The sequence below is a fragment of the Variovorax sp. MSC1_012 genome, from assembly GCF_023667525.1.
GTDB classification, from domain to species: domain Bacteria; phylum Pseudomonadota; class Gammaproteobacteria; order Burkholderiales; family Burkholderiaceae_C; genus Variovorax; species Variovorax beijingensis_B.
This window is the reverse complement of record NZ_CM174443.1, coordinates 1,224,260-1,244,434: the sequence shown is the minus strand read 5'-3', so window position 1 is coordinate 1,244,434 and position 20,175 is coordinate 1,224,260. Positions and strand designations below refer to the sequence as shown.

The window sequence follows — 20,175 nt, the reverse complement described above, 5'->3', positions numbered from 1 at the left end:
CTCAAGTGCCGGTGCGCGTGAGGCCCAGCTTTTCGACGATGGCGCGCTCCTGCGCGAAGATTTCGCGGCACGACTGCGCATAGGCCTCCGGCCCGAGGTAGTCGACCTCCTGGTCGTACTTGGCGAGTTCGTCCTTGAAGCGCTGGTCGAACATGGCCTTTTTGAAAGCGTCGTGCAGCACCGTCACCACGCCGCGCGACAGGCCGCGCGGACCGGCCAGCCCGTAGGGCGACTTGGCCACGATGTCGAAGCCGAGCTCGCGCAGCACGGGCACCTGGGGCCAGCGCTTCGAACGCTCGCCGGAGAAGATCGCCAGCAGCCGCAGCGTGCCCGCATCGACCGCGGGCCCGAAGCCGGTGGAATTGACGCCGGCCATCACCTGCCCGCCCGCAATCGCGTTGAGCTGCTCGGCCGTGCCCTTGTACGGCACGTGGATGTAGCGCAGGCCGCGCGCCGTGAACAGCTCTTCCAGCACCATGTGCGGCGTGGTGCCGATGCCGTTGGTCGCAATGGTCAGCTCGCCGGGCCGAGCCCGCGCGAATGCGAACATGTCTTCAAGCGACCGCACGGAGCTGCCGGCCGCGACCAGCATGCCGAAGGTGACGCTGGACACCTGGATGATCGGCGTCACGTCGCGGATCGGGTCCCACAGCACCTTCTGCGTGTGCGGCGCGCGGAACACCGGCTGCGGCATCTGGGCGATGGTGTAGCCGTCGGGCCGCGCCTGCTGCAGCACCGGCATGGCCAGCGTGCCGCCGGCGCCGCCGCGGTTTTCGGTCAGCACCGGCTGCCCGAGCGACACCGAGGCCAATTCGGCCAGGATCCGCAGCGAGATGTCAGTGGCGCCGCCCGCGGGCCAAGGTACCCACAGCGTGACGGGCCGCGAGGGAAAGGGTTCGGTCGACGCGGCCGCACGCCCCAGCGGCAACGCACCCGCCACCAGCGCGGCCGCTTCCTGCAGCCAACGGCGCCGGGTGGCAGCGCCCCGCCCATTCATGGCCCGCCTCCGCCGCGCTTGGTCAGGCCGCCGAAGCCGCGCTGCGGGTCGTAGCCCCAGCAGGCCAGCCCGAAGAAAACGACCAGGCAGCCCAGCACCACATAGGGCGCCAGGCCCGGGTCCTTGCCGTAGAGCGCAAAGCGGATCCACTCCACCGCGTAGGTGAAGGGATTGAAGCGCGCCAGCTGGTACACCCATTCGGCGCCCGACTCCTGCAGCTTCCACAGCGGATAGAGCGCGGTCGACAGGAAGTACATCGGAAAGATGACGAAGTTCATCGTGCCCGCGAAGTTCTCCAACTGCTTGATGTGCACCGACAGCAGCAGCCCGAGCGCGCCCAGCATGAGCGCGCCGGCCGACAGCGCCACCAGTGCATGCAGGCCGGAAAGCGACAGCAGCGGCAGCTCGGTGCCGATCAGCGCCGCCACCACCACGAACACCAGCGCCTGCAGCACCGACAGCAGCGCGGTGGCGCAGAGCTTGGAGAACAGCAGCCAGGGCCGCGGCAGCGGCGCGGTGAGCAAGAGGCGCATCAGGCCCATCTCGCGGTCGTAGACCATGGCCAGCGACGACTGCATGCCGTTGAACAGCAGCACCATGCCGACCAGCCCCGGCACGATGTAGACGTCGTATGGGATGTAGGTGTCGTAGGGCTCGACGATCGCCACGCCGAACACATTGCGAAAGCCGGCCGCGAACACGGCCAGCCACAGGAGCGGCCGCACCAGTGCCGACACCAGCCGGCCGGTCTGCTGCGAGAACTTGTAGAGCTCGCGCAGCATGATGGCGCGCATCGCCTGCAGCGCATGGCCCAGCCCGCGACGCGCCAGCGGTTCGGCCTGTTCGCCCGCGGGCTTTTGCGTTTCTAGCGCGCGTTCGGACATAGCTTCTCCGGTGCATCGGCACCCAGCGTGTCGAGCACGTTGCGCGCATGCAGCACGCCTTCGGCCGGCGCCTGCGCGATCACGCCCTGCCCGTCGGTCAGAAGCATGGGCTGGCGCAGCTGGCCGTCCCAGGCGCGGAAGCTCAGGGTGGTGCCCTTGGAGCCGTCGAGCGTGCTCTTGCCGATGGCCTGGGCCCAGGCCGCGTTCGGCCCCTTGGGCGCGGCAATGGCCACGGCCGCCAGGGCCTTGCCGGCCATCCATGCGGCCCAGTCCTGCGCGGTCATCGGGCGTTTCGCGGCCTTGGCGAAACGGCGCGAGACCTGCGGCGCGCCGTAGCGCTCGAACTGCGCATGCCAGGCCAGCGCCACCAGCCCGCCGTCGCCCACCACCGGCCGCGGCAGCACGGTGCGGTAGGGCAGCGTGCGGGCGAATTCGCCGTCGCTGTCGACCACCCACACGGCGTCGTAGCTGTTGCCGGCCGTGAGCAGCAGCGGGTTGGCCAGGTCGCGCTCGCGCGGGTCGGCCGAGAGCTTGAACGGCTTGCTGGCCACCACCTGCAGGCCGTAGCGCTTGATCGACGCCTGCGCGGTGGCCGCGCGCAATGCGTCCTGCGGGCTGCCGCCCACCAGCAGGAGCAGCTTGCTCCATTTGCGCGACACCAGCGTCTGCGCCAGCGCATCACTGCGCATGCGCTCGCTGGGAGCCAGGTGGAACATGCGGGCGCGGCAATCCTGCTGGCGCAGCCGGTCGGAGGCGTCGCTCAGGTTCAGCACCGGCAGCTTCACGGCATCGGCCACCGCCAGCGTCCATGCGGCGGGCAGATCGGTCAGCAGCACCGCCGCGCCGTTCTTCTCGGCTGCCACCGCGGCGGCGCGCGCGGCCTCGACGGACGCAGCCGGCGCGACGGCCAGCGCCACTTCGGCGCCAGCTGCTTCCAGTTCGAACTTCGCCTCCTCGAGCGCGACCTCGAGCCCTTCGGAGAGCGGGCCGCCCGGGTGTCCCAGATAGGAACGCTCCAGGCGGGAGCGCTCCAGGCGCGGATCGTCGTCCGGCGTGATCAGCGTGGCCTTGAGCACGGCCGCGCCCGCCGCCACCGGCGCCACGAGCGCCACGGCCATCAACCACGCGCCCGCAAACCATGAAGCCGTTGCGCGCATCCTCATTCGACGATCACGAGCCCATAGGGCACGCGCCCTACCGGAACACTCTTGATGGCCTTGGCGCCGGCCACGTCGACCACCGTCACGTCGTCGCTCAAGCCGTTGACCACGTAGAGCCGCGCCTGCGCCTTGTCGAGCGTGACGTTCCAGGCCCGCTTGCCGACCAGCACCAGCGAGCCGACCTTGCGGTTCGCCACTTCGATGAAGGCCACGTGGTTGGCGCGGCCAAGGCCCACGAAGGCCCGCTTGCCGTCGCTCGTCATCTGGATGCCCACGGGCGTGATGTCCTCCGCGCGCGCGCCCTTCACCTCGAACTTCAGCGTGTCGATCACCTCGTGGGTGGCGGTGGAGACGATGCTGACGCTCGCGCCCAGTTCGTTGGTGATCCACAGCTCCTTGCCGTCCGGCGTGATGGCCATGCGGCGCGGGCGCTTGCCCGCCTTGATGTTCTTCACGACCTTGCCGGTGGCCGTGTCGATCACATGCACGAGGCTCGCCACCTCCGACGTGACGTACAGCGTCTTGCCGTCGGCGCTGACCTTGACGCCCTCCGGCTCCGCGCCCACCTTGACCGAGCGCAGCTTCTTGCCGCTGGCCGTGTCGATGAAGCTGGCCTCGCCGGCATCCTCGTTGGAGACGTAGATGACCTTGCCGTCCGGCGACAGGTCGAAGGCCTCGGGCTCGTCGCCCAGCGCGATGCGCCGCACCGACTTGCCGCTCGCGGGGTCGATCAGGTCGGCCTGGTTGGAGTCGGTGCAGGCCACCATGATCTGGCGCTCAGGGGTCAGCTGGATGTGGCGCGCGCGCTTGCAGGTCGGGATCGTTCCCTTCACCGCCAGCGTGGCAAGGTCGATCATCGTCAGCGCGTTGTCCTTCTCGCTCGAGACATAGGCGGTGCCCTGCGCCAGCACGCCGCCGCTGGCAGCGGCGAGCACAAAGGCGCCAGCAGCGGCGCGGACCAGCGCGCCAGGCGCGAGGAAAGAAGGTTGCGGCATGCGATGTCTCCATTCTTGTTGGTTCGGATTCGTCACGTATCAAGCGGTGCGGGCGATGAAGCCGGCCTCCAGGCTGGCGCCGCCGAGCTGGCGGCCCACATCGGCCGGCGTGCCATCGGCCAGCAGCGATCCCTTGTGCAGTACCAGCACGCGGTCGGCCTCTTCGGCCTCCTCGACCCGGTGCGTGGCCCACAGCACGCACACGCCGCGCTCGCGCACGTCGGCATGCAGGGCGGCCAGCAGGTCCTGGCGCGATCTGGGGTCGAGGCCGACGGTGGCCTCGTCCATCAGCAGCACGGCCGGCCGGTGCAGTCCCGCGCGCGCCAGTTCGACCTTGCGGCGGTTGCCGCCCGAGAGCTCGCGCACCTTGCGGTCGAGGTCGGCATCGATGTTCAAGCGCTCGCAGGCCGACGCAATGCGCGCGGCCGCGAGCCGCCGCGGCAGGCCATGCAGGTCGGCCTGGAACAGCAGGTTGCGCCGGATGCTCAGGTCCAGGTCGAGCGACATCTGCTGGAACACGACGCCGATGTGCCGCAGCGCCGCGGTCGCCGAGCGGCGCAGCGAATGGCCGGCCACTTCGACCTCGCCTTCGTCGGCCGCGAACATGCCCGTGAGCACCTGGAACAGCGTCGACTTGCCCGCGCCGTTGGGTCCGAGCAGTGCCACGAACTGGCCCGCGGGCAGATGCAGCGACAACGACTGCAGCGCCGTGCGCGTGCCATAGCGCTTGGTTAGGTCGATGGTTCGCAGCATGTAGGACGATGGGGTCTGCCGGGCTTGGGGTGTCTCAATGGTATTTGCCGTTTGCCTTCGATCCGCAAATTCCGTGCCTCTGGCGGTCGAGGGTTTTCACTGTGATGAGTCCCTACTCATTTGCCCGCGCAAGAGCCGCTGCAGCGCGGGGCAAGCCCTGGCCGCTCGACATCCGTGACTTCGCACGAGACACTTTGCGTCAAATTTGATGCGCACACGATGCAGGGCCACGGCAATGGGTGGCGCGCAGCGCCGGACAGCGCATCGCACGCTCGGGATTTCCCTAGGTTCGGATCGCGTCGCGGCACGCCGCCTCGTGCACGCCTCTCCCGAGTGGCGCCACGTGTCCTCGCATGGAGCGCGCATGGGACTTCGAACTGCTCCGCGCTGGAACTGGCAGGCATGGATGTTGCGGACCGCAGCATTCGCCAAGGTGATCGAAAGATCCGCAGGCTGCCGCCATGACCATGTTCAAAACCCACTGAAATGTGAGGAGACATCTATGAAGTTTTCCAGGCAGATCGCCGGCCGTCTCGTACGGCATATCGGCGTCGCGATGTTGGCTCTTCCGGCCTTGGCGCTAGCCAATGCCGACGTCGAGAAAAACATCGCCAACTCGAAGAACTGGGCCACGCAAGCGGGCGATATGTTCAACCAGCGATACAGCAAGTTGAATCAGATCACCAAGAGCAACGTGGGCAAGATGCAGGTCGCGTGGACCTTCTCCACCGGCGTCCTGCGCGGCCACGAGGGTTCGCCCCTGGTGGTCGACGGCGTCATGTACCTGCACTCGCCGTTTCCGAACAAGGTGTTCGCGCTCGACGTGGAAACCCAGAAGATCCTGTGGAAGTACGAACCCAAGCAGGACCAGTCGGTGATCGCGGTCATGTGCTGCGACACGGTGAACCGCGGGCTCGCCTATGCGGAAGGAAAGATCTTCCTGCAACAGGCCGACACCACCCTGGTGGCGCTCGACAGCAAGACCGGCAAGGTGGTGTGGACGGTGAAGAACGGCGACCCGAAGGTCGGAGCCACCAACACCAACGCACCCCACGTCTTCAAGGACAAGGTCATCACCGGCATCAGCGGCGGCGAATTCGGCGTGCGCGGCTTCCTTGCGGCCTACAACATCAAGGACGGCAAGCTGGCGTGGAAGGGCTTCAGCACCGGCCCCGACGAAGAAATGCTGATGGACCCGGCCAAGACCATGACCTGGACCGACGGCAAGCTCGCGCCGGTGGGCAAGGACTCTTCGCTGAAGACCTGGAAGGGCGACCAGTGGAAGATCGGCGGCGGCACCACCTGGGGCTGGTACAGCTACGACAAGGCGACCAATTCCGTGTACTACGGCACCGGCAACCCGTCGACCTGGAACCCCTCGCAGCGGCCCGGCGACAACAAGTGGTCGATGAGCATCTTCTCGCGCGACGTGGACACCGGCAAGGTCAACTGGGTCTACCAGATGACGCCGTTCGACGAGTGGGACTTCGACGGCATCAATGAAATGATCCTGGCGGACATCAACGTCAAGGGCAAGCCGACCAAGGCACTGGTTCACTTCGACCGCAACGGCTTCGCCTACACGCTGGACCGCGTGACCGGTGCGCTGCTGGTGGCCGAGAAGTACGACCCCAAGGTGAACTGGGCCACGCACGTCGACATGAAGACCGGCCGGCCGCAGGTGGTGGCCAAGTACTCGACCGCACAGAACGGGGCCGACGTCAACACCAAGGGCATCTGCCCGGCGGCGCTGGGCAGCAAGGACCAGCAACCGGCCTCCTACGACCCCAACACCAAGCTCTTCTACGTGCCGACGAACCACGTCTGCATGGACTACGAGCCGTTCAAGGTCGAGTACACGGCAGGCCAGCCGTACGTGGGCGCCACGCTCTCGATGTACCCCACGCCGGGCAGCCATGGCGGCATGGGCAACTTCATCACCTGGGACGCAGGCACCGGCAAGATCGTGCAGACCAAGGCCGAGAAGTTCTCGGTGTGGAGCGGTTCGCTGAACACCGCCGGCGGGATCTCCTGCTACGGCACGCTGGAGGGCTACCTCAAGTGCGTGGATGCCAAGGACATCAACAAGGAGCTGTTCAAGTTCAAGACCCCGTCCGGCATCATCGGCAACGTGTTCACCTATGAGCACAAGGGCAAGCAGTACGTCGGCGTGTTCTCGGGCATTGGCGGCTGGGCCGGCATCGGCATGGCTGCAGGCATCGACCCCGAGAAGAGCACCGAAGGCCTGGGCGCCGTCGGCGGCTACAAGGAACTGAGCCAGTACACCGAGCTCGGCGGCTCGCTGACTGTCTTCGCGCTGCCCAACTGAGGCGTTACTACCGAGGCGTCATCGAATAGTTAGACGCAACATGCGAACCGGGAGAGCACTCGCTCGAGGACTCTCCCCCACGCACTTTCAAAAGATATCGGAGACCCAGGAGCCATGAAATTTCGTAAGTCAACGTTGCTGCCTTCCCTCGTTCTGCTCGCCGGCGTGGCCTGCACACTGGCCTTCGCCGCGCCGGACCCAGCGCCCTACAAGGTCACAGAGGGATACAAGGTGGACCCCGAAACCATGAAGGGTTTCCGCACCTGGCGCTCCGCGGCGTGCGACCGCTGCCACGGACCCAACCAGGAAGGCATGGTGGGACCGTCCCTCATCAACAGCCTCAAGACGATGAAGAAGGAAGAATTCATCAAGGTCGTGCGCGACGGCAGGCTGGACAAGGGCATGCAGAGCTTCGGCAACAACCCCGCGGTGATGGACAACATCAACCAGCTCTACGCCTACCTCAAGGGCCGGTCCGACGGCGCCATCACACGCGCACGCGTGGAAGAAAACAAATGACCGCCCGGCCGCGCGCTGGCAGGCCCTTCTCCTTCGGCGCCCGCCTGCGGGCGGGCCTCCTCAGCGCGGCATGCTGCTGCGCGCTGGTTCCGGCCCTGGCCCAGGAGACGCCGCCGCGCAAGGCGCTGCGCGTCTGCCAGGATCCCAACAACATGCCTTTCTCCAACACCAAGGGAGAGGGCATCGAGAACCGCATTGCCGAACTGTTCGGCAAGGCGCTGGGCCTGCCGGTCACGTACTACTCGTTCCCGCAGCGGCTGGCCTTTTTCCGCAACACGCTGCGCTTCAAGCTGCCGGGGCAGGATTACCCCTGCGACATCGTGATGGGCGTGCCCGTCGGGCTCGACGAGGTCTCGGTCACCAAGCCCTACTACCGTTCGACCTATGCGCTGGTCTTTCCCAAGGGCAAGGGCATGGACAACGTGGCCTCGGCGGAAGACTTCCTCAAGCTCGACCCGGCCAAGCTGAAATCGCTGCGCATCGGCATCTACGACCGCTCGCCGGCTTCGCAATGGCTCAACAAGCACGGCCTGCTCGAACAGGGCGTGCCCTACAAGCTCATGAGCGCCGACCCCGCGCAGTATCCGGGCGAAATCGTCGAGAAGGACCTGGCCGAAGGCAAGCTCGATGCCGTGGTCGTCTGGGGCCCGATCGCGGGCTTCTTCGCCCGGCGCGTCAAGAATCCGGCCCTGGTGGTGGTGCCGCTCAAGTCCGAAAAAGGCCTGCGGCTCGACTACCAGATGGCGATGGGCGTGCGCTACGGCGAGCGCGAATGGAAGCAGCAGGTCGAGGGGCTGATCGAGTCCAAGGCGCCCGAGATCCAGGCCATCCTGAAGGAGTTCGGCGTTCCGCTGGTCGACGCATCGTTCGGGGCTCCCACCAACTGAGTTGCCGTTCTTCTTTCCCATGCGCTTCGCCATCGCCGCTTCGCTCTGCGTCCTGCTCTTGTCTTCCCCGGCCCTGAACGCCGAGCCCGACAAGCGCGACTTCTCGCCCGCCGAACGCCTGCTGTTCATGACGCCGCAGCTGAAAGGCCTGCAGGCGCCCATGCTGCTGCGCTACACCTTCGGCAAGACCGGCAGCTTCGAGGAAGCGTTTGCCGACAGCGTGACCGTGTCCCTGAGCACCAAGGACGACGGCCGCTGCTGCGATGCCAAGGGCGTGTTCCTGAGCGGCGCACGCAAGCTGCAGGTGCCCGACGTGCCGGCCGCCGAGGGCAATCCCGTGATCCTCTATTTCCTGGAGCACGACGTGCGCGAGATGAAACGCCTCACGCGCGGCTCCGAGTATCACTTTCGCAAGCGCATCCGCATGGGGATCTACCAGGGCGCCGAAGTGCGCGACGTGTCGCTGCGCTACCAGGGCCGCGCCATCAAGGGCAAGGAAATCGTCTTCAGCCCCTTCCTGGACGATCCGAACCGGCCGAAGTACGAACGGTTCGCGAAGAAGAGCTACCGCTTCACGCTCTCCGACGCGGTGCCGGGCGGCGTCTACGGCATCCGCACCTCCATTCCGGGCGACAGCGCCGCGGCCCAGCCCCTGCTCGTCGAGGAACTCCTGATCGACGGGGCCAAGGCGCCGGCGCGCTAGCGCCGCCTTTCACGAAATTCCAGCGAACGCCATGAAAAAAACAGTCCGCCTTCTCTTTTGTCTTCTGGGCCTTCCGATGGCCGTGCATGGCGCGCCGCACGCGAACGACTTTCCCACGGTGGACCGCGTGCTGTACGTGCAGGAATGCATCGCCGCGCATCCGGACGCAGGCAACTTCGAGATGACCAACAAGTGCTCGTGCGCGCTCGACTCGCTCGCCCGGGAAATCAGGTACGACGAGTACGTGCAGCTGAGCACCGCCGCCAAGGCCACCACCATCGGCGGCGAGCGCGGCGGCTACATCCGCGACTCGGAAAAGCTGCAGGCCGATATCAAGCGCTACAAGGCGCTCCAGGCCAAGGTGACCAAGGGCTGCTTCATCGGCCCTGCCACCGCGCGCTGAGCCGCATCCCGGGCCGATCGATCGCCATGACGGGTATCGCGACACCTGTGCACGCCGGCGTTGCGGCGATGCTGCTGTGCACCGCGGCCTGGGCCTCGCCGTTCGCCTACATCACCAACCAGGGCAGTCACGACGTGTCGGTGATCGACCTGGCCTCGCAGCAGGTGGTGGCCACCGTTGCGGTGGGCCGGTCGCCGGCCGGCGTGGTGGCGTCGAGCCGCGCCGGCCGGGTCTTCGTCTCCAACCCTGACAGCAAGACCATCTCGGTCATCGACATGCGGCAGCAGAAGGTCGTGAACACGCTGTCGGCCGGCGACGGGCCGGTGGGCATCGACATCTCGGCCGACGGCCGGCGCCTGTACGTGGCCGACTGGTACAGCAGCCGGCTGCTGGTGTACGACGCGCAGGCCGGCGATGCCTCCAGGTTCCTGGCCTCGATCACGGTCGGCCGCGCGCCTGCTGGCGTGGCTGCGCATCCCGATGGCACCACCGTTTTCGTGGCCGAGCGCGACGACGACAGCGTGGCCGTGGTCGACACCGCGTCGCGCCGGGTGCTGGCGCGCGTGCGCGTCGGCAGCCATCCGTTCGCACTGCTCTACGACGCGCCGCGCTCGCGGCTCTATGCGCTCAACGTGCAGAGCAACGACGTCTCGGTGGTCGACATGCGCGATGCGCGCCGGCCGGCCGTCATCGACACCGTGAAGGTGGGCAAGGCGCCCTATGGCGCGGCGCTGGCCCGGGGCGGTGCACTGCTCTACGTGACCAACCAGCACGAAGACTCGGTCAGCGTGATCGACGCCGCCTCGCTGAAGCTGCTGCGCACCCTCCCCGGCTTCGCCTACCCCGAAGGCATTGCTGCGCACGGCGACCGCGTCTACGTCGTGAACTGGATGGACGACAACGTGCAGGTGCTGGACGCCGCGAGCGGGCAGAAGCTAAAGACCATTGCCACGGGGCGGAACAGCCGCGGCTTCGGTGCCTTCATCGGCGCGCCGATGGAACCCTGACGCATTCTTCTTTGACCGATCTTTTCTCCACCTCATCACGGATATTTCCATGCTGACACACCCTTCCGGCCGACGGGCGCTCTCCGTTCTTCTCGCATCGATCCTGCTTGCCGCATCGGCGCCGAGCCAGGCCCACGGGCCCACGCGCCAGAAGGTGAGCGAGAAAGTCACCATCGAGGCCCCGGCCGATGCCGTCTGGGCCAAGATCAAGAACTTCAACGCGCTGAAGGACTGGCATCCGGCCGTGGCCGACAGCGCGGCCGACAAGGGCAATGCAGAAGGCTCGGTGCGGACCGTGAAGCTCAAGGCCGGCGGCACGCTGGTCGAGACGCTCGAGGGCTACGACGACGCGAAAATGAAATACAACTACCGCGCCAAGGACGGCGGTGCGCTGCCGGTCACCAACTACACCTCCGTGCTCTCGGTCGTGGCCGACGGCGGCAAGTCGATCGTCGAATGGCGCGGCGCCTTCTATCGCGGCTTTCCCAACAACAATCCCCCGCCCGAGCTCAACGACGAGGCGGCGCTCAAGGCCGTGACCGACGTCTACCGCGGCGGCCTCGCCCACCTCAAGAAGATGATGGAGTCGAAGTAGCCCCCGGCACCGGACACCATCATGGGCACCGAAGAACAACTCGAAGACTGGCGCCGCCTCGCGCTGCGCGTCGAAGGCGAAGTCGCGAAAGCAGTGATCGGCCAGGCCGAGACGATCCGTCTCATCAACGTGGCACTGTTCGCGCGCGGCCACGTGCTGCTCGAGGGCGACGTGGGCGTCGGCAAGACCACGGTGCTGCGCGCCTTCTCGCGCGCCATCGGCGGCGACTTCGAGCGCGTCGAGGGCACGGTCGACCTGATGCCCGGCGACCTGGTCTATCACACCTATGTGGATGCCGAGGGCCGGCCGCGCATCGACCCGGGGCCGCTGCTGCGCCACGGCGAGCGCCTGGTCACATTCTTCTTCAACGAGATCAACCGGGCCCGGCCGCAGGTGCAGTCGCTGCTCTTGCGCGCGATGGCCGAGCGCACGGTGTCGGCCTTCGACCGCGAGTACAGCTTTCCGCACATGACGGTGTTCGCCGACCGCAACAAGGTCGAGCGCGAAGAGACCTTCGAGCTGGCTTCGGCGGCGCGCGACCGCTTCATGTTCGAGCTGAACATGCCCAAGCCGGCCGACCGCGGCATCCGCCAGTCGCTGGTGTTCGACACCGCCTACCACGACACCGAGAGCCTGATCGACAAGGTGGCGCCGGCCATCCTGCCCTGGGACCGGCTCAATGCCATCGCCGCGCAGGTGCAGCGCAGCGTGCGCGCCAGCGAGACCATCGAGCGCTATGTGCTCGACGTGTGGGAGGCCACCGAGGTTCCGCAGAAGTTCGGCATCCGGCTCGACGGCGTGGACATGGACCGCCTGATCCTGGCCGGCGCCAGCCCGCGCGGCATGAGCGCATTGCTGCGCGCGGCGCGCACGGTGGCCTGGCTCGAAGGCCGCTCGCACCTGGAGCCGGCCGATCTGGCGGCGGTGCTGCCCTCGGTGCTCGGGCACCGCGTCTTCTTCACGCCGGTGTACGAGCTGCGCCGCGCAGAACTCTCGGAAGCACTGGTGGCACAGATCATGGACAAGATCGCCGCGCCCTGATGCCATGGACCGGGTCGACGAATTCCACTACCAGCTGCCGCGCCGCTTCGGCGGCTGGCGCCCGGGCGCGCAGCGCGGGCTGAGTCAGGGCAGCGGACAGGAATTCGCCGCGCACCGGCGGCTGTTCGACCATCCCGACCCGCGCCGCATCGACCTGCGCGCGAGCGTGCGCGATGGCCGCGGCGACTGGCTGGTGCGCATCCACCGGCTGCGCGTGGCGATTCCCGTGCACGTGGTGGTCGACGTTTCGGCCTCCATGCATTTCGGCGCCGAGCGGCGCAAGCTCGACGTGGTGGCCGACCTGGTCGAGGCGCTGGGCTACAGCGCCTTTCGCGCCGGCGACACGGTCGGCCTGCTGGCTTTCGACCAGCACGAGCGCGAGGATCTTTTCGTGCCCGCGCGCCACAGCCGCGGCAACGGCAGCCTGATGGCGCGAATGCTGCGCGAATGCGATGCGGCCACCGGTGCGCCGCCCACGGACGACCGCGCGCTGGCGGGCCTGCGCCGTGCCACCGAACGGCTGGTGGGCCGCGGCGGGCTGGTGTTTCTCGCTTCCGACTTTCACTGGCCGATCGGCACACTCGGCGAGCTGCTCGAACAGTTCTCGCCCGCCTGCGTCGTTCCGCTGGTGGTCTGGGACCCGGCCGAAATCGAACCGCCCGACGCCCGCGCGCTGATCGCCCTGCGCGACGCCGAAACCGGCGCGCGGCGCAGCCTTTGGATGCGCGATTCGCTGCGCAAGCGGTGGCGCGAATCGGTCGCGGTGCGCCGCGCCGAACTCACCGCGCTGTTCAACGCGCACGGCATGCCGCCCTTTCACCTGCAGGGCCGCTTCGACGCCGAGGCGCTCACGCGCTACTTCCTGGAGACGGCGACATGAACGCGGCAATGAACCGGGTCCACGCCGCGGTGCTTACGCTGGCACTGGCTGCCATGCACGCCGGTTTTGCGTGCGCCGCCGATCCCGCGGCGCCGGCCGCATCCCCCACCATCGAGCAGCCGCGCAGCTTCGGCCATGTGCTCGGCGATGTGCTCACGCAGCGCGTGCTGCTCGAACGGCAAGGCCGGCCACTCGAGCCCGGCGTGCTGCCCGCTGCGGCGCGCATCGATCTCTGGCTCGAACGCAGGCCATCGCACATCGAAACCGATGCACAGGGTAGGCGCTGGCTCGCCATCGAGTACCAGCTCATCAATGCACCGCGCGCGCTGACCGCCATCTCGCTGCCGGCCCTGACGATCGCCACCGCCTCGGGCCCGGCGATCGCGCTGCCCGCATGGCCGGTCAGCATCGGACCGCTGACGCCGGCGGAAGCCTTCGGCCAGGGCGACCTGCAGCCGCTGCGGCCGGACCGCCCCGTCGCGGCGCTTGCCACCCATCCCATCGAACAGCATCTGAAGCTCTCGCTTCTTGCGCTGCTCGCGGTACTGCTGGCCTGGCTCGCCTGGTGGGCCTGGCGCAACATGCGCGAAGCGCAGCAGCTTCCGTTCGCGCATGCCTGGCGCGAGCTCAAGCGCATCGACGATCCGGCAAGCCCCGAGGCTTGGCGCGTGCTGCACCGCGCGCTCAACCGGAGCGCCGGCCGCGTCGTGCACGGCGCCAGCCTGCCGCAGCTGCTGGCCGATGCGCCCTACCTGCGCCCGCTGCAGCCGCGGCTGGAAGATTTCTACCGCGAGTCGACCCGGCGCTTCTTCTTCGCCGAAAGCGCCGCCGCACCGGCGCAGCCCCAGGCCGCCTATCCGCTCAAGCCGCTGTGCCGCGCGCTGCGCAACGCGGAAAAGCGCCACCGGCATTGACCGACAGGCAGACCGAGCCATGCGCTTCGACCTCGCCCAGCCCTGGATGCTCGTGCTGCTGCCGCTCGCGCTGCTGCCGCTCTTGCGCAAGCGAAGCGACACGCTGGGCTTCTCGTACGTGGCCTGGTTGCCGGCCGACCGCGTCGGCCGCCTGGTCGGCTTTCTGTGGCGCGCGTTCGCGGTCGGCGCCATGGCTTTCACGGTGCTCGGGCTCGCGGGGCCGGGGCAATCGGGTGCCGTGGTCGAGCGCGCCGGGCGCGGTGCCGAGGTGCTGATCCTGATGGACCGCAGCAGCAGCATGGACGCGACGGTGCACACCAACGGCCTGCAGACCGCGGGCCGCATGTCGCAGGAGCCCAAGGCCAAGGTCGTGCGCGACCTGCTGAGCGAGTTCGTGGCCAAGCGGCCCGACAACCGCTTTGCCTTCATGACCTTCAGCACGGTGCCGATCGCAGTGGTGCCGTTCACGCAGAAGACCGACACGGTGCAGGCCGCGCTTGCCGCCTCCGCCATCGGCCGCGGCCTGCCCGAAACCCGCATGGGCGTGGCGCTGCTCGCCGCCATCGAGGAATTCGAAGGCCGCAGCTATTCGGGCAGCCGCGTGATCCTGATCGTTTCGGACGGCGGCGCGCAGCTCGACGAGCCGACGCGCCAGCGCATCCACGCCGGCCTCGCGCGCGAGAAGATCGGCCTGTACTGGATCTACGTGCGCAGTGGCCCGAACTCGCCCAACCTCAACACCGAGACGGTCTCGGCCTACGGCCTGGGCGAGGAACTGGCGCTGCACCAGTTCTTCAAGACGCTGGGCACGCCCTACCGGCTCTACCAGGTCGACGACTCCACCGCGATGGCCGCCGCCATGGCCGAGATCGACCGGCAGCAGAACTTCCCGCTCACCATTCATGAGCGCGTGCCGCGGCGCGACCACGGCGCCGCGTTCTACCTGGCAGCGATGCTGTGCTGCGCGGGCCTGCTCGCCTGCCGCGCCGTGCAGCTGCAAAGCTGGCGGAAAGAAAGCCCATGAAGCGACGCGCGGTTCACCTGGTCTTCGGCGTGCTGAGCCTGTGCTGCGTGGGCGTGGCGCTGGAGCGCGGGTTGCGGCTGCGCCAAACGATGAGCCTCAACACGGAAATCGCGCGCATCGCCGCCGGGCCGATCGGCAAGGAAGCAACGACGGCACCGCTTTCGGCCCCGCGCGAACTGCAGCTGGCACAGGCGCTCGCCCTCTCGAAGGCCGGCGCGCACGATGCCGCCCTCAAGGGTTACGCGAGCCTGATCCAGGCCGGCGAGCGCGATCCCGTCGCGCAGCAGGCGCTGTTCAACCTGGGCAACATGTACCTGCGGCAAGGCATGGCGCAGGACGCCGGCGCGCTGCCGCTGTTCGAACTCGGCAAGCAGCGGTTGCGCGACCTGCTGCGCGCCGCGCCTGAGGATTGGGACGCGCGCTACAACCTGGAGCGCGCGCTGCGGCTCGCGCCCGAAGACCACGAAGCCTTCTCCGCCGAGCAGCAGCCGGCGCACGAGCAGCGCCGGGTCCGCGTGCCGGGCTTCGTCGCCGGAGACCTGCCGTGAGGCCGACGCCGCAGCAGCAGTGGCACGCCGCCTGGCGGCGCATCGGTGGCAGCACCGGCAGCTGGCCGCTGGTGCTGGCCCTGCTGCTGCTGGCGCTCGCGGTCTGGCCGCCGCGCGTGCAGCTGCAGCGCCCGGTGTTCAACTGGCAGGTCAGCTTCGACATCACGCAGAGCATGAATGTCGAGGACGTGGAGCTGGACCGCGCGGCCGTGAGCCGCCTCACGCTCGCACGCGCCGCCATGCGCGAGGTGCTCGGTGCACTGCCCTGCGGCTCCAAGGTGGGCTGGAGCGTCTTCGCGGACTACCGCTCGCTGGTGATCCTCGCGCCCGTCGAGGTCTGCAGCCACTATGAAGAGCTGCTGGCCTCGCTCGAGCGCATCGACGGCCGCATGCGCTGGGCCAATGCCAGCAATGTGAGCAAGGGCGTGACCTGGGCCGTGCGCGGCGCCCGCAGCGTGGGGCCCGACACCCACTTCGTCTTCATCAGCGACGGGCAGGAATCGCCGCCGCTGCGCATCAACGAGACGCCGCCCATGACGGACATCAAGCCCGGCGAGGTCCAGGGCTGGCTGATCGGCGTGGGCGGCGACGTGCCGGTGCCGATTCCCAAGACCGGCAGCAACGGCGAGCCCGCCGGCTACTGGCGGGCCGACGAGGTGGTGCAGGGCTCGGCCATCGGCAGCGCGCTGAACCACGAACACCTTTCCGAATTGCGCCAAGACCACCTGCGTGCACTGGCCGAACTGGTCGGCGTGAACTACCGGCGCCTGAACACGCCCGAGGCACTGAAGACGGCCATGCTCGACCGCCGCTACGCGCAGCATCTGCCGGCCGACACGGATCTCCGGTGGATTCCCGCGCTGCTGGCGCTGTTGCTGCTGTCATGGCGGTTCGCTCCGGATCTGGGCTGGCTGCGCGAACGGCGGCCGAGGAAACGGGAAAAGAAGGCGATCGATCGCACCCTGCCGCCGCGCGGCCTCACGCGTCCGGCGTGACGAGCGCTGCGGAAAGCCGCCGCGAATTGGCGGGATCGCGGAACACCAGCGGATGTTCCGTCGGCGCCGCCGGGTCGCGCGCGGCTGCGCGCTCCACCGCCTCGACCACGCGGTGGTGGTCCGGGCTCTTCGCGCACACCGGATCGGCCGCGGCCGCGTCCTGGGCCAGCAGGTAGGCCTGGCAGCGGCAGCCGCCCAGGTCCTGCTCGCGCTGGTCGCAGCTCGCGCAGGGCTCCTTCATCCAGCCGGTGCCGCGGTAGCGGTTGAAGCCTTCGGAATCGAACCAGATCTCGCGCAGGCTGTGCGCCTTCACGTTCGGGAATTCGAGGCCCGGCAGCATCTTCGCGGTGTGGCAAGGCAGCGCGGTGCCGTCGGGCGCCACGGTGAGGAACATGCTGCCCCAGCCGTTGACGCATTTCTTGGCCTTGCCCTCGTGGTAGTCGGGGGCCACGAAGAAGATCCGCATGCGCTCGCCGAGCCGCTTGCGCCAGGCGTCGGTCACCTCCTCGGCATGGCGCAGCTGCTCGTGCGTGGGCAGCAGCTGGTCGCGGTTGACGAAGGCCCACGAGTAGTACTGGGTGTTGGCGAGCTCGAGGTACTCGGCCCCCATCTCGTGCGCCATCTCGATGATGCGGTCGATGTGGTCGATGTTCATGCGGTGGATCACCACGTTCAGCACCATCGGCCAGCCCTGGTCCTTGATGATCTTCGCCACCCGGTTCTTGAGTTCGAAGGTCTTGGTGTGCGAGAGGAAGTCGTTCATCTCGCGCGTGGAGTCCTGGAACGACAGCTGCACGTGGTCCAAGCCCGCGGCCTTCAGCGCGGCTGCGCGCTGCGCCGTGAGGCCCACGCCCGAGGTCAGCAGGTTGGTGTAGTAGCCCAGGCGCGCGGCCTCGGCAATGATGATCTCGAGATCGTCGCGCAAAAGCGGCTCGCCGCCCGAGAGGCCGCACTGCACCGCGCCGAGCTCGCGGCCTTCGCGCAGCACGCGCAGCCAGTCCTCGGTGCCGAGTTCGTTCTCTTGCTGCGCGAAGTCGACCGGGTTGAAGCAGAACACGCAATGCAGCGGGCAGCGGTAGGTCAGCTCGGCCAGCAGCCAGAGCGGCGGTCCGGGGCGCGGCGGCGCGGTGGTCATGCGGGGTCCCAGCGCAGCCAGTTCTGCTGCGCCGCCAGTTCGACGAAGCCGCGCACCTCGGGTTCGAGCCCGGTGGTGTCGAAGGCCTGTTCCAGGTCGGCCACGATGGCTGCGACGCTGCGCTCGCCGTCGCAGCGCTTCATGATCTCGCCCGCGCTGCCGTTGAGCCGCACCATGCCTTCGGGGTAGAGCAGCACATGGCACTCTTGCGCCGGCTCCCATTGCAGGCGGAAGCCGGGGCCGACGCGAGGTTTGCTGTCGGCGGTGAGCATGGCCTTGTTCGCGGTCATTGGAGTACCTTCGTGCTTCGCACTGCGGTGCGAGCTTGCTTGGGGCGGCCCGGCGCGGCGCTCATGCGCCGTTCACCCCGTAGCGCGTCGCCATCGCATCGTTCATGGCCCACAGGATGTCGAGCTTGAACTGCAGTACCTCGAGCGCGCGCTCCTGCAGCGCGCGGGTGTCGAAGTGGTCGAGCGTGATGGCCAGGCCCTGCTCCACGTCGCGTCGCGCCTGGCTCACCCGGTTGCGGAAGTAGCCGAGGCCCGCCGGCTCGATCCACGCATAGTGCTCGGGCCAGGTGGCCAGGCGCTGCTTGTGGATCTCGGGCGCGAACAGCTCGGTGAGCGAGGAGCACACGGCCTCCTGCCATGGCGCGCGGCGCGCGAAGTTCACGTAGGCATCGACCGCGAAGCGCACCGCCGGCACCACGTGGCGCAGGTCGCGCACTTCTTCGCGCGTCAGCCCCACGGCCTCGGCCAGGCGCAGCCAGGCCTCGACGCCGCCTTCGTCCTTGATCCCGCCGAGCTCGAAGCCGTCGTGGTCGAGGATGCGCTGCACCCAGCCGCGGCGCACCTGCTGGTCGGGGCAGTTCGAGAGCACGGCCGCGTCCTTGATCGGGATCGCGATCTGGTAGTAGAAGCGGTTCGCCACCCAGCCGCGGATCTGCTCGGGCGTGGCCCGGCCGCTGTTGAGCATGACGTTGAACGGATGGTGGATGTGATAGCTGCGGCCGCGCTCGCGCAGCTTGGCTTCGAACTCCTCGCGGCTCCATGCCGGGCCGGTTTTGTCGCTGTCAGCGGCTGGGCGAAGCGGGTCCTGGATCCTGTCGGCATGCATGGTGGGGCTCGGTGCTTTCAGAGTTGGATCGTCATACCGTCCTCGCAGGGCTCGATGCCTGCGCGCCGCAGCGCCGCATGCTCGTCGGAGTCCTCGTCGAGGATGGGATTGGTGTTGTTGATGTGGATCAGCATGCGCCGCGCAGTGGTGGCGGGCAGCTTCGACAGCCACTCGATCATGCCGCCCTCGCCCGACTGCGGCAGGTGGCCGATCTCGCGCGCGCGCTTGCTGCTCACGCCCAGGCGAACCATCTCGTCGTCGGTCCAGAAGGTGCCGTCGACCATGACCGCGTCGGCGCTGGCCATGGCGTCGAACACGGGCGGCGTGATCGCCCCCAGGCCCGGCGCGTAGAACAGGCTCTTGCCGCTCCTGCGGTCGAGGATGGTCACGCCGATGTTGTCGCCCGGCACCTGCTGCTCGCGGTGCGGCGAGTACGGCGCGGCCTTGCCGGTCAGCGCCATCGCGCGGAAGCTCAGGCCGGGCACACCGGGCACTTCGAAGGAATTGCCGTCGAGCGTGATCGCGTGGCGCGCCACGCCGCAGTAGTGCGACAGCACGCGCAGCACGGGATTACCCTCGCTCAGGTCTTCGGCGACCGGGTCGGTGCACCACAGCGGCAGCGGCGTGCCGCGCTCGCGCAGCATGAAGAGGCCTGTGGCATGGTCGACCTGGCCGTCTATCAGCACCACGCCCGCGATGGCGGTGTCGCGCATCGCGCGTGCCGGTTGCAATATGGGGCTGCTGCGGATCTGCTCCAGGATGTCGGGCGAGGCGTTGAAAAGCACGCCGTCCACGCCCTCGTCGGGACGCACGAAGATCGACGACTGCGTGCGCGGCTTGGCGCGCACCGTGCCGTTGCGCACGCCGGCGCAATTGGGGCAGTTGCAGTTCCACTGCGGAAAGCCGCCGCCGGCGGCCGAGCCCAGGACGGTGATGCGCATCGGGAGAGAAGTGGATGACGTGTCGGTCGGATGAAAACAACCCGCCCCGGACGCACCGGGGCAGGCTGTCGAGGAGTTGCCGCGTCGTACGCTTTCCCATCGCCCAAACCCAACGCAACCAGCCCGTTGCACCCGCGGAACTGGCTCTGCCAGGCCGCCGGGTGCGCCCCCCAGTGGGGGGAGGCTGCTACACGAAGTGAGCAAGCAACGGGGGGCGTCCAATCAACGAGCGCTGACGTACATCGTGATCTCGAAGCCGAAGCGAAGATCGGTAGCCGTCGGGGTTTCCCACTTCATAGGGTGTCTCCTGCAAGGTTGCACAGCGCCATATGGCGGCTGCGGGAACTTC

Annotated in this window: 23 protein-coding genes; 13 read left to right on the top strand and 10 right to left on the bottom strand. The window is 68.2% G+C overall.

Going from position 1 to position 20,175, the window contains the following annotated elements:
- Position 1 precedes the first annotated feature (1 nt).
- Genes L1081_RS05805 through pedB form a run of 5 tightly spaced genes read right to left on the bottom strand, consistent with a single transcriptional unit; the run spans position 2 to position 4,789 of the window.
- Complete coding sequence (locus tag L1081_RS05805) at positions 2-997, bottom strand: tripartite tricarboxylate transporter substrate-binding protein (RefSeq protein WP_489415602.1); 996 nt, start codon at positions 995-997, stop codon at positions 2-4.
- Positions 994-1,881 (bottom strand): lanthanide ABC transporter permease protein PedC, encoded by an 888-nt coding sequence (gene pedC, locus L1081_RS05800; RefSeq protein WP_489415601.1) that lies wholly within the window; start codon positions 1,879-1,881, stop codon positions 994-996. The genes L1081_RS05805 and pedC overlap by 4 nt, the downstream gene beginning before the upstream one ends.
- A complete protein-coding gene (locus L1081_RS05795; protein ID WP_489415600.1) occupies positions 1,863-3,044 on the bottom strand; it encodes a type 1 periplasmic-binding domain-containing protein in 1,182 nt (393 codons plus the stop codon). Before L1081_RS05795 ends, pedC begins: the two co-directional genes overlap by 19 nt.
- Complete coding sequence (locus L1081_RS05790) at positions 3,041-4,036, bottom strand: PQQ-dependent catabolism-associated beta-propeller protein (protein ID WP_489415599.1); 996 nt, start codon at positions 4,034-4,036, stop codon at positions 3,041-3,043. Before L1081_RS05790 ends, L1081_RS05795 begins: the two co-directional genes overlap by 4 nt.
- A gap of 39 nt (positions 4,037-4,075) precedes the next feature.
- A complete protein-coding gene (pedB, locus tag L1081_RS05785; RefSeq protein ID WP_489415598.1) occupies positions 4,076-4,789 on the bottom strand; it encodes a lanthanide ABC transporter ATP-binding protein PedB/LutE in 714 nt (237 codons plus the stop codon).
- A gap of 556 nt (positions 4,790-5,345) precedes the next feature.
- Between pedB and L1081_RS05780 the strand changes: the two genes are divergently transcribed.
- The 13 genes from L1081_RS05780 to L1081_RS05720 all read left to right on the top strand — a co-directional run bounded on the left by L1081_RS05780 (position 5,346) and on the right by L1081_RS05720 (position 16,634).
- Entirely contained in the window at positions 5,346-7,118 is a 1,773-nt protein-coding gene (locus L1081_RS05780; protein ID WP_489416742.1) for a methanol/ethanol family PQQ-dependent dehydrogenase, read from the top strand.
- A gap of 114 nt (positions 7,119-7,232) precedes the next feature.
- Positions 7,233-7,637, top strand: a complete 405-nt coding sequence (locus L1081_RS05775; protein WP_489415597.1) for a c-type cytochrome — start codon at positions 7,233-7,235, stop codon at positions 7,635-7,637.
- Positions 7,634-8,524 carry a quinoprotein dehydrogenase-associated putative ABC transporter substrate-binding protein gene (locus L1081_RS05770; protein WP_489415596.1) on the top strand — a complete coding sequence of 297 codons (891 nt, stop codon included), beginning with the start codon at positions 7,634-7,636 and terminating at the stop codon, positions 8,522-8,524. The genes L1081_RS05775 and L1081_RS05770 overlap by 4 nt, the downstream gene beginning before the upstream one ends.
- Before the next feature lie 19 nt (positions 8,525-8,543).
- Positions 8,544-9,227, top strand: a complete 684-nt coding sequence (locus L1081_RS05765) for a hypothetical protein (RefSeq protein ID WP_489415595.1) — start codon at positions 8,544-8,546, stop codon at positions 9,225-9,227.
- A 31-nt stretch (positions 9,228-9,258) separates the two neighbouring features.
- Positions 9,259-9,630, top strand: coding sequence for a hypothetical protein (locus L1081_RS05760; RefSeq protein WP_489415594.1), 372 nt, complete (start codon positions 9,259-9,261; stop codon positions 9,628-9,630).
- A 26-nt stretch (positions 9,631-9,656) separates the two neighbouring features.
- A complete protein-coding gene (locus L1081_RS05755; RefSeq protein ID WP_489415593.1) occupies positions 9,657-10,637 on the top strand; it encodes a YVTN family beta-propeller repeat protein in 981 nt (326 codons plus the stop codon).
- 49 nt (positions 10,638-10,686) lie between these two features.
- A complete protein-coding gene (locus L1081_RS05750) occupies positions 10,687-11,232 on the top strand; it encodes an SRPBCC family protein (protein ID WP_489415592.1) in 546 nt (181 codons plus the stop codon).
- A gap of 21 nt (positions 11,233-11,253) precedes the next feature.
- Positions 11,254-12,273, top strand: a complete 1,020-nt coding sequence (locus tag L1081_RS05745; RefSeq protein ID WP_489415591.1) for an AAA family ATPase — start codon at positions 11,254-11,256, stop codon at positions 12,271-12,273.
- A gap of 4 nt (positions 12,274-12,277) precedes the next feature.
- Positions 12,278-13,153 carry a DUF58 domain-containing protein gene (locus L1081_RS05740; RefSeq protein ID WP_489415590.1) on the top strand — a complete coding sequence of 292 codons (876 nt, stop codon included), beginning with the start codon at positions 12,278-12,280 and terminating at the stop codon, positions 13,151-13,153.
- A gap of 8 nt (positions 13,154-13,161) precedes the next feature.
- Entirely contained in the window at positions 13,162-14,067 is a 906-nt protein-coding gene (locus tag L1081_RS05735; protein WP_489416741.1) for a calcium incorporation protein MxaA, read from the top strand.
- A gap of 19 nt (positions 14,068-14,086) precedes the next feature.
- Positions 14,087-15,091, top strand: a complete 1,005-nt coding sequence (locus L1081_RS05730; RefSeq protein WP_489415589.1) for a VWA domain-containing protein — start codon at positions 14,087-14,089, stop codon at positions 15,089-15,091.
- The gene (locus tag L1081_RS05725; RefSeq protein ID WP_489415588.1) at positions 15,088-15,639 is read left to right on the top strand and encodes an MxaK protein; all 552 of its coding nucleotides are present in this window, start codon (positions 15,088-15,090) and stop codon (positions 15,637-15,639) included. Before L1081_RS05730 ends, L1081_RS05725 begins: the two co-directional genes overlap by 4 nt.
- Positions 15,636-16,634 (top strand): MxaL protein, encoded by a 999-nt coding sequence (locus tag L1081_RS05720; RefSeq protein WP_489415587.1) that lies wholly within the window; start codon positions 15,636-15,638, stop codon positions 16,632-16,634. Before L1081_RS05725 ends, L1081_RS05720 begins: the two co-directional genes overlap by 4 nt.
- On the opposite strand, the gene pqqE is transcribed toward L1081_RS05720, so the two are convergent.
- From pqqE to pqqA, 5 genes are all read right to left on the bottom strand, one after another.
- Entirely contained in the window at positions 16,618-17,769 is a 1,152-nt protein-coding gene (gene pqqE, locus L1081_RS05715) for a pyrroloquinoline quinone biosynthesis protein PqqE (protein ID WP_489415586.1), read from the bottom strand. The genes L1081_RS05720 and pqqE overlap by 17 nt on opposite strands.
- Positions 17,766-18,059 carry a pyrroloquinoline quinone biosynthesis peptide chaperone PqqD gene (gene pqqD / locus L1081_RS05710; protein WP_489415585.1) on the bottom strand — a complete coding sequence of 98 codons (294 nt, stop codon included), beginning with the start codon at positions 18,057-18,059 and terminating at the stop codon, positions 17,766-17,768. The genes pqqE and pqqD overlap by 4 nt, the downstream gene beginning before the upstream one ends.
- 61 nt (positions 18,060-18,120) lie before the next feature.
- Positions 18,121-18,885 carry a pyrroloquinoline-quinone synthase PqqC gene (pqqC, locus tag L1081_RS05705; RefSeq protein WP_489415584.1) on the bottom strand — a complete coding sequence of 255 codons (765 nt, stop codon included), beginning with the start codon at positions 18,883-18,885 and terminating at the stop codon, positions 18,121-18,123.
- Positions 18,886-18,902: 17 nt separating this feature from the next.
- Positions 18,903-19,826 (bottom strand): pyrroloquinoline quinone biosynthesis protein PqqB, encoded by a 924-nt coding sequence (pqqB, locus tag L1081_RS05700; RefSeq protein WP_489415583.1) that lies wholly within the window; start codon positions 19,824-19,826, stop codon positions 18,903-18,905.
- Positions 19,827-20,048: 222 nt separating this feature from the next.
- Complete coding sequence (gene pqqA, locus L1081_RS05695) at positions 20,049-20,123, bottom strand: pyrroloquinoline quinone precursor peptide PqqA (protein WP_010100094.1); 75 nt, start codon at positions 20,121-20,123, stop codon at positions 20,049-20,051.
- Between the last annotated feature and the right edge of the window lie 52 nt (positions 20,124-20,175).

Excerpts from the sequence above, each read along its gene's own strand:
- L1081_RS05805 (WP_489415602.1), bottom strand. The coding sequence starts at position 997 with ATGAATGGGCGGGGCGCTGCCACCCGGCGCCGTTGGCTGCAGGAAGCG.
- pedC (WP_489415601.1), bottom strand. The coding sequence starts at position 1,881 with ATGTCCGAACGCGCGCTAGAAACGCAAAAGCCCGCGGGCGAACAGGCC.
- L1081_RS05795 (WP_489415600.1), bottom strand. The coding sequence starts at position 3,044 with ATGAGGATGCGCGCAACGGCTTCATGGTTTGCGGGCGCGTGGTTGATG.
- L1081_RS05790 (WP_489415599.1), bottom strand. The coding sequence starts at position 4,036 with ATGCCGCAACCTTCTTTCCTCGCGCCTGGCGCGCTGGTCCGCGCCGCT.
- pedB (WP_489415598.1), bottom strand. The coding sequence starts at position 4,789 with ATGCTGCGAACCATCGACCTAACCAAGCGCTATGGCACGCGCACGGCG.
- L1081_RS05780 (WP_489416742.1), top strand. The coding sequence starts at position 5,346 with ATGTTGGCTCTTCCGGCCTTGGCGCTAGCCAATGCCGACGTCGAGAAA.
- L1081_RS05775 (WP_489415597.1), top strand. The coding sequence starts at position 7,233 with ATGAAATTTCGTAAGTCAACGTTGCTGCCTTCCCTCGTTCTGCTCGCC.
- L1081_RS05770 (WP_489415596.1), top strand. The coding sequence starts at position 7,634 with ATGACCGCCCGGCCGCGCGCTGGCAGGCCCTTCTCCTTCGGCGCCCGC.
- L1081_RS05765 (WP_489415595.1), top strand. The coding sequence starts at position 8,544 with ATGCGCTTCGCCATCGCCGCTTCGCTCTGCGTCCTGCTCTTGTCTTCC.
- L1081_RS05760 (WP_489415594.1), top strand. The coding sequence starts at position 9,259 with ATGAAAAAAACAGTCCGCCTTCTCTTTTGTCTTCTGGGCCTTCCGATG.
- L1081_RS05755 (WP_489415593.1), top strand. The coding sequence starts at position 9,657 with ATGACGGGTATCGCGACACCTGTGCACGCCGGCGTTGCGGCGATGCTG.
- L1081_RS05750 (WP_489415592.1), top strand. The coding sequence starts at position 10,687 with ATGCTGACACACCCTTCCGGCCGACGGGCGCTCTCCGTTCTTCTCGCA.
- L1081_RS05745 (WP_489415591.1), top strand. The coding sequence starts at position 11,254 with ATGGGCACCGAAGAACAACTCGAAGACTGGCGCCGCCTCGCGCTGCGC.
- L1081_RS05740 (WP_489415590.1), top strand. The coding sequence starts at position 12,278 with ATGGACCGGGTCGACGAATTCCACTACCAGCTGCCGCGCCGCTTCGGC.
- L1081_RS05735 (WP_489416741.1), top strand. The coding sequence starts at position 13,162 with ATGAACCGGGTCCACGCCGCGGTGCTTACGCTGGCACTGGCTGCCATG.
- L1081_RS05730 (WP_489415589.1), top strand. The coding sequence starts at position 14,087 with ATGCGCTTCGACCTCGCCCAGCCCTGGATGCTCGTGCTGCTGCCGCTC.
- L1081_RS05725 (WP_489415588.1), top strand. The coding sequence starts at position 15,088 with ATGAAGCGACGCGCGGTTCACCTGGTCTTCGGCGTGCTGAGCCTGTGC.
- pqqE (WP_489415586.1), bottom strand. The coding sequence starts at position 17,769 with ATGACCACCGCGCCGCCGCGCCCCGGACCGCCGCTCTGGCTGCTGGCC.
- pqqD (WP_489415585.1), bottom strand. The coding sequence starts at position 18,059 with ATGACCGCGAACAAGGCCATGCTCACCGCCGACAGCAAACCTCGCGTC.
- pqqC (WP_489415584.1), bottom strand. The coding sequence starts at position 18,885 with ATGCATGCCGACAGGATCCAGGACCCGCTTCGCCCAGCCGCTGACAGC.
- pqqB (WP_489415583.1), bottom strand. The coding sequence starts at position 19,826 with ATGCGCATCACCGTCCTGGGCTCGGCCGCCGGCGGCGGCTTTCCGCAG.